The following is a 7,171-nucleotide window of genomic DNA, read 5'->3' as shown; positions in this document are numbered from 1 at the left end:
TTCGACTTTCCTGATCGTATTGTCACAAGCCTTAAAAGACTTGTTAGACAAGGTCTTCATACGGCCAGCAACCACATCATACGAACAAAACTGATTCTCAAAATCTCTCCAACCATGTTTTCAAAGATCTGTTCCCACCGCAGTTGCGTCGCGTTTGTGTTGCGTTCGCGTCGTTGGCGGGAGGGGAATATTAGCGTCGTTTTTCTGAGTGTCAATCAACCGGGGGAAGTTTTTTTGAGAGTTTCCAAGTTTTTTCAAATCGATCGCGGCTGTATACGAAGAAGCCCTGAAAAATAGGGGTTTCTGCTTTCCTGCACCCACGGCGACATCGACGATAAGGTATGAAAATGGGTGGATGTGTTGATGGGTTCGGCGTGGGAGAGGCCGTTCCGACTGTTTTTGTGCCCGGGAGGGAATCCTGTGGAATAAACGCCGGTGAGGCGCGTCTATAGAGCAGAGGGGCACACCCGCTGCCGCGAGAGATAGAGAACCAACTCGAGTGAAAGAAGATTGAGAATGAAGAAGACTTCCGTTGCACTGATTCTGAGCCTGTTCGCAGTCGGCTGTGAAAACGCTTCCAAGCCTGCTCCCACCAGCGAACCTCCGACCATGCCGCCACACATGACGGCTCCTGCAGGTGCTCCAACGACTCCTCCCGCAACTCCCGAGAAGACGGAAGAAGCCGCTCCTGCTGATCCAGCTGCTCCTGTCACCGAACAGCCCAAGGTAGAAGAACCCGCTCCCGCCGAGCCAAAGGCTGAGTAATGCCTGATGACCAGTGCGCTGGTCATTGGTCTGCCGATCTGATTGAATGAAAGTGGGGATGGAGTCAAACTCGATCCCCACTTTTCGTTTGTCTCGGCCAGGATTGGAAACATCGGGACTTGAGGCAGGCTGTTCGGGGCGGCCAGCAACGCCGCACTCTCATCGCTCATGACTTCCGAGAACCGCTGTGTCTTGTGATGGTGAATACAAAAGCGATGTCGAAACGCCGTCGCTTTGCCTGGATCTGAATCGATTCGAAGAAAATCTTGAGAAGCTTCAGGCTCTGCTCCCTTCCGCCGGGAAGAGCTGGAGGCCTCAGGTGGCGTATCACGGCACTTCCCAACTGGCTGCGGCGCAATTGCAGGCAGGTGCTGTCGGACTGACCTGCGGCAGCGTTGCAGAAGCGGAGTACTTTGCCTCCTGCGGCTTTCACGATCTGCTGGTCACGCAGTCCCCTGTCGGCTCGCAGCGAATTCGAAGAATTGCAGCGCTGTGTGGAACCACTCGTCTGCTGGTGACTTGCGACCACTATGTGCAGGCGCAATCACTCTCCGAAGAATGCGCGCGACAGGGAGTTACGTGTCGTGTGCTGGTGGAACTGAATCTCGGATCAGAACGGGCGGGGGTGCGGCCCGGGCGGGACGCGATTGAGCTGGGCAAAGGGATCGCTCGGCTTCCCAACTTGCAACTGTGCGGAATCACCGGCTGTGAGAGCTCATCCCCTCGGGAAAGCGATCTCTTGTTGGAGAGCGGGCAAGTGGGGGCCGCCCTGGGGGTGCTGGCTCACGCCCGTCACATGTTTGTCAAAAATGATCTGCGGTGTGACACCGTGAGTACCAGTGGGACAGGAGCCTTTCACCGGGTGCTCGCCAGTCCGGCTGTCACGGAAATCCAGGCTGGGAACCTCGTATTAGGAACCGAACGCATTTTTGACGGTGGCAAACCGGAACCACTGGAGCGGGCGCTGAGCCTGCTGGCGACAGTCGTTGGGCGTCCCTCTTTCGAGCGAGCGGTGCTCGACGTCGGGCGAACCGCCATGGGTGTCGGGAGCGGGCTTCCTGTTCTTCGCAGAGGAGCCGATGCGCGCGTCCTTTGTGTCAACTCTGATCACCTGGTCGTCGCTTTGGGGCCCGTCTCAGCAGAATGGAGAATCGGTGATCGAGTCGAGCTGGAAGTCGACGTTCCTCCGCTGACGACCCCGCTTCATCGTCAGATCCTCTGTTTTCGGGGAGAACGCCTGGAAGAGGTCTGGCCAATTCATCGCCACGGAAACCTGATATGATGGCCGCAGGTAACACGACGCCCCACTGGGGTGAACTTTTCAGCGGGAAGGATGGACTGTGACGCGGACATTGGGTCGGACAGGTCTGAGCGTCTCGCCAATCGGTTTTGGCGCCTTCAAGATCGGTCGCAATCAGGGAGTGAAGTACCCGACGCCCTACGAGCTTCCTGACGAAAAGGAGGTCTCTCGCCTGTTGAACGCCGTCCTCGATCTGGGTTGCACGCTCATTGATACCGCCCCTGCCTATGGACTGAGTGAGGCGCGTATCGGTGACGCCATCGGGCATCGTCGCGGAGAGATTATTCTGTCCACGAAAGTGGGCGAAACATTCGCCGACGGCGTAAGTACTTACGACTTTTCAGAGGGGGGCATTCGCACCAGTCTCGAACGCAGTCTGCGCAAGCTGCGAACGGACTTTCTTGATGTCGTGCTGATCCATTCGTCAGGGGATGATCTTCAGATCCTTCGTGAGACGCCCGCCGTGGAAGTGCTGCAGCAGTTCAAGGACCGTGGGGTGATTGGAGCCATCGGGATGTCCGGGAAGACCGTCGAAGGAGCCAGTCAGGCGCTCAACTGGGCGGACGTCCTGATGGTCGAATTCAACCTCAACGACACCACCCATGCGGAAGTTATTCAGGCGGCGTCTGATCGTGATGTGGCGATCTTTGTGAAGAAGGGCCTCGCCTCAGGCAAGCTCGCTGCCGAAGACTCAATCCGGTTTGTACTGGGACAATCGGGAGTCACCAGCCTGATCCTGGGGGGACTCAACCTGGATCATTTTCGAGAGAACTGGCGCGTAGCATTGGAATCGCGGCGCCCATGATTTCGGGGTGACAGCTGCGACCGTCATGGCTCGCAAGCGTGATGACTTGCGAGTTCGGACCCTCTTCGGAATGGCTCACGGGACAAATTCAGGGGGCGATTTTCCAGCCGTATCGGCCGAGTTCAATGACAAGCATGACCACGCCCATGATCAGTGCAGCCAGAGACACGAATAGAAGCGAAACGTAGATATCCGGAGCAGGAGCGTTGTCAGTGTTGCGTGGTGCCATGGAATTTGAACCTTCGTGATCCAGTGATGCTCGATGAATCTCGTTTGTTACAGCTTGGTGGTAACGGTATCGCCTACGCTGATGGTCATGTTCTTCTGGCGGGAATTCGAGACGATATAACCGACAGCACGATCTGCCTGAACCAGCGTCAAGCGGATGACAGCGACGTACTTGTCACCACGGAAGACGGTCAGAGTGTGTCCGACGACCAGTCCGTCATCCGATCCCACCGAGATCTGCACCAGTTCCCGTGAGCTTCGTTCGGCCTTGCGAACTTCGGTGACAACGCCTTCAACAGGTGGAGGTGGCGTTGTTTCGACGATCATCTGCTTGGGATCGGTCGTCAGCTCTTTGGAGGCGAGATACCCCTTCATGACCCGAGTGTCGTTCAGGAGCTGTTCGTATTTTTCGCTCACCTGCTGAAGCTGGATATCGAGAGCGAATCGCTTGTCTTCGGTCTCGTTTCGTTCTTTGACAAGCTCTTCGCGGGAAGCGAACAATTCGCTGTTCTTGGCTCGCTGCAGGTCAGCTTCTTTCTTTCGCTCGATCTCTTCAGCACTGGCCAGGGCGGCCAGGTCACGCTGCTGGTCGAGATCCTTCCGCAGTTGTTTGTTATCCGAATCCAGAGCCGTGACCTGAGCGGTCAGAGCGGTGTTCTGGCCGAGGAATTTTTGATTCTCGTCGGTCAAACGAGCGATCTTTTCTGCCGTGTCCGCACGTTCTTTATCGAACTCGGTCTGCATGTTGGCGGCTTTGGACTTCTGCTCATTCAGTGCGGCAGTCGCCTTCTTTTCTGCGGCACGCCAGTTGGTCTGAGACGTCGACACCGCCACCGCGAATGCCATGAACATCACGCTCAGGACAAGATGCAGCACGACCAGGATTTTACCGACAGTTGTCATTGTTCTGCCTTACCGATTTAGTTACGCGAAGTACCAAGCTCGTGTTTCGCTCATCGTGGATTCGGTGGAATCTCACGATCCATAGTCTGAAGTCTCTTCACCCAACTGCGCTTTGAGCAGATTCTGTCGGCGTTGCAGCCGCGCACGATTCTCTTCCAGTCCGGTCAGTTCGTCTTCCAGGGCTTTGAGTTGTTCCGTAGCAGAGAATTTGTCGTTTCTCAGGATCTCTAACTGGTTGGCCCGGCGGTAGCTTTCTTCCCGGCGATCCTGAGCCAGTCTCATCACGTCCTGCGTTTCCAGGGTCTTTTCCGAGAAGCGGTCGCCCACTTCTTTGAGGGCTGCAATCAGCTGCTGGATGTGGGCCTCATACGTCTTCAATCGCATCTGAACTCCCGCGTCGTCCTCGGGAATCGACTTCTTAACGAGTTCCAGAAACTCGGTGAGCGGCTGGACTTGAGGGGAAAGTTCCTGCAGTTTCTTGTTTGCGTCGTCAGCCAATCGCTTGCGGGCGTTCAGGACAACTTCCGCAATGATGGGTGTCTTCGGAGGGATTTCGCTGTCGCTTCTTCGGTGACGTACCGAGTACATCGTTTTTTCGCCCGCCTCGGCGTTGAAAACGAATTCTTTCTGCAGGTCCGCAGACCGCATTTCCCCTTTCCAGTCGGGGCCGCTGTAGGTCAACGCCAGCACGAAAGCCAGAAAGCCCAAGCTGGATGCGGTTACGAAAACCACCAGAATCTTGCCAATGGTATTCATGCGGGGCCTTCTGCCAAAATCGAAAGAACTCAGGCAATACGAACCGGGAAACTGCGAACTGCAATTCTCCCCAACTTTAACGGTTGGAGAATCTTACAGGTCTCGAAAAATCAAAGTCAACAAGAATGTCGGGGGGCGGACGCTGCCTGGTCATCCACCAGACCTGCGCCGATTTACCCAACAAAAGATGATCCTTCTGTTGTTCGGCAATCGTAGAAACCGTCTTCAGATCGAATTCCCTGAAGGAATGAAGGGGAACAAAAGAGCCGTCACGCTTCCCGCCTGTAGCGATTAAGCCGGTTCACCTGAAGCGGGTTCCGTCTCAATTCGCTTCCAAGGGCAAGTCGCCGTCTTGTTGCTGGAGTCAGTCAGAGATGAGTCAGAGGTGTCAGAGATGAGGTGGATCTCAGGCGGCGGAACGGCGTTGCTTCATCCGCGGGTCGACCTCTTCCTCCTGTTGCTCACGCCGACGTTCTTCCGGTGTCATCATCAAGCGTTTCTCGCGGCGCCAGTAGCGGATTACATAGTCCACCAAACCGACGAAAAGCAGAATCGTCGACAGTTGGATAAAGAGTTCACCCAGCATCCGGACGGAATGCACCAGCATCGACGATGGCTCTCCCTGTCCGAGCGACAGGATCAACGGCACCTGGCGTCGCATGTAAAGCCACAAGGCGACGCCCAGTGCAACGGTACGGACGAGACTGATGACGAGTTCTGTGGCTCGCTCTCCCTTCGTCAAACTTTGAAGTCGCCAGCGGGGAACCAACGCGGCGGGGCTCCACATCCACCCGGTCTGCATCCAGTTGGCCGCCAATCCCGCCCCCACGAGCGCGGCGAAGAAAGGGATCAGCAACATTAACGCAGTACGCCCCGCGTTGCTCGTGGCCAGTTCGAGTGAGGAACTCGCATTCACTTGAGGAACCGTGATCAGCGTCTTGTTAACGTAACCGGCAACGATCGCTGTCGCGGCGGGTGCGAAGGCCCACAGCAACAGGCTGGCGACAAGAAGTAAGGCGGACGCGGTCAGTTCCGGGCTGCGAGCGACATCGCCTTGCTGGCGGGCTTCGCGGCGACGTTTTTCCGTCGGCGGCAGCGAGCGGTCAGAATGGCCATCATCCATCATGGCTCTCAAACCTGGTTAATACGCGATATCAGGTGGGCGCTAACAAGTGCCCTGCGGCATCGAACTTCCTGCGATGCTGTACAAGCCGGCGGGATATTCCCGTGCCAGCTTTTGGAGGTCAACAGCTTTTGAAGGCCTTGGAAACGTCGATCGTGTAACCGGTCATAAAAGCCTGTTCGAATGTGAATGCATCGACGAAGTCACTGAACCGGTCATTCTCGGTCTTTTTCATCTCGCCCAGTTCGATCAACTCGAACACCATCCGTCCGACATCGGCGGTGCAGTTGAGCCCCCATGAGCGAAGGACGACAGGAGCCATCATGCCATAACGGCGTTGGCCCAGAATCTTGACTCCCTCGAGCAATTCGCGAGGCAGAATGTGTCCGCCGGTTTCGCTCTGCTGGTCTCGACCGTACGCTTCTTGAGCGACAGCAAGTGCATCATTGATGAACAGGTAGGCCTGTGGATGAAACAGGAGCTGTGAGCGAGGCAACTTAGTGAGGGGCATCGTTTATTCGTCGAATCGTCTTGAGGAACCCAACGGTCAATCCATCGCGATCTAATCGGCTCGTCCTGGATGAATCCCGACTATACAACAGTTACTTGTTCTCGTAAAAGCCTTCCCGCAAACCGACACTTCGCAAACCGAAGGTTTGGGAAATTGATTCTTGCAAGTGGAATCAATTGAATGACTTGCGGGTTCTGAACTCTTGTTCAAATTCGCTTGATTCCCTTGAAAATCTTACGATCCAGTCGCGGAATGAACAGTGTCCAATGCGAGCTGCCGTTCGGATCGTCTTGAATCGCTCTGGTAAACTCGTGCAATTTGGCATCCAGATTATCAATGACATGCAGCAGGATCGCCTCTGGTGTCATCGGCAACCGCGGGCTTCCAAATTCATACGAACCATGGTGACTCAGAATCATATGCTTCAATCGCCATTCCAGTTCCTGCGGGAATGGTTCGTTGGTCAGCTCAACCACCTTAAGGATCTTTGCGGTCAACATCTCGACACCGATCATGAGGTGCCCCAGCAACTGACCTTCATCCGTGTAGCTGAAACCGGCAGCGCACGAAAGCTCACGCGTTTTGCCAATGTCGTGCAGGAAGACCCCCGCCTGTAACAGTTCCAGATCAATGTCTGGATAAACTTCGCACATCTTCTCGGCTGATTTCAGCAGCGTGACCACGTGTTCCACAAGTCCACCGGCGTACGCGTGATGGGCCTTCACACCGGCGGGTGTCTCGGCCAGTGCCTGCATAATCGTTTCATCGACCAGGAAAAAT

The 7,171-nt window shown here is 55.6% G+C and carries 9 protein-coding genes; 3 read left to right on the top strand and 6 right to left on the bottom strand.

What is annotated here, in order from left to right; all coding sequences use genetic code 11:
- Positions 1–516 precede the first annotated feature (516 nt).
- The 3 genes from VGE80_RS12240 (at position 517) to VGE80_RS12230 (ending at position 2,870) form a co-directional block, all read left to right on the top strand.
- Positions 517–765: a hypothetical protein gene (locus tag VGE80_RS12240; protein ID WP_373650268.1), complete on the top strand. Its 249-nt coding sequence runs from the start codon at positions 517–519 to the stop codon at positions 763–765.
- Positions 766–952: 187 nt separating this feature from the next.
- Positions 953–2,047 (top strand): alanine racemase, encoded by a 1,095-nt coding sequence (locus VGE80_RS12235; protein WP_373650269.1) that lies wholly within the window; start codon positions 953–955, stop codon positions 2,045–2,047.
- A gap of 58 nt (positions 2,048–2,105) precedes the next feature.
- Positions 2,106–2,870 (top strand): aldo/keto reductase, encoded by a 765-nt coding sequence (locus VGE80_RS12230; protein ID WP_440592865.1) that lies wholly within the window; start codon positions 2,106–2,108, stop codon positions 2,868–2,870.
- 88 nt (positions 2,871–2,958) lie between these two features.
- Here the strand turns inward: VGE80_RS12230 and VGE80_RS12225 are convergent, their stop codons facing one another.
- The 6 genes from VGE80_RS12225 to VGE80_RS12200 form a co-directional block, all read right to left on the bottom strand.
- Positions 2,959–3,099 (bottom strand): hypothetical protein, encoded by a 141-nt coding sequence (locus VGE80_RS12225; protein ID WP_373650271.1) that lies wholly within the window; start codon positions 3,097–3,099, stop codon positions 2,959–2,961.
- Between the two features lie 47 nt (positions 3,100–3,146).
- Positions 3,147–4,001, bottom strand: coding sequence for a hypothetical protein (locus VGE80_RS12220; protein WP_440592864.1), 855 nt, complete (start codon positions 3,999–4,001; stop codon positions 3,147–3,149).
- A gap of 72 nt (positions 4,002–4,073) precedes the next feature.
- Positions 4,074–4,757, bottom strand: a complete 684-nt coding sequence (locus VGE80_RS12215) for a hypothetical protein (RefSeq protein ID WP_373650273.1) — start codon at positions 4,755–4,757, stop codon at positions 4,074–4,076.
- A 406-nt stretch (positions 4,758–5,163) separates the two neighbouring features.
- Positions 5,164–5,883, bottom strand: coding sequence for an EscU/YscU/HrcU family type III secretion system export apparatus switch protein (locus VGE80_RS12210; RefSeq protein WP_440592863.1), 720 nt, complete (start codon positions 5,881–5,883; stop codon positions 5,164–5,166).
- 118 nt (positions 5,884–6,001) lie between these two features.
- A complete protein-coding gene (locus VGE80_RS12205) occupies positions 6,002–6,391 on the bottom strand; it encodes a Minf_1886 family protein (RefSeq protein ID WP_373650275.1) in 390 nt (129 codons plus the stop codon).
- 206 nt (positions 6,392–6,597) lie between these two features.
- A partial coding sequence (locus tag VGE80_RS12200; protein WP_440592862.1) for a 3'-5' exoribonuclease YhaM family protein occupies positions 6,598–7,171 on the bottom strand: 574 nt, incomplete at its 5' end.

The organism is Schlesneria sp., from assembly GCF_036405755.1.
GTDB lineage: Bacteria > Planctomycetota > Planctomycetia > Planctomycetales > Planctomycetaceae > Schlesneria > Schlesneria sphaerica.
The sequence above is the reverse complement of the archived record's forward strand: the minus strand, read 5'-3'. Positions and strand labels throughout refer to the sequence as shown.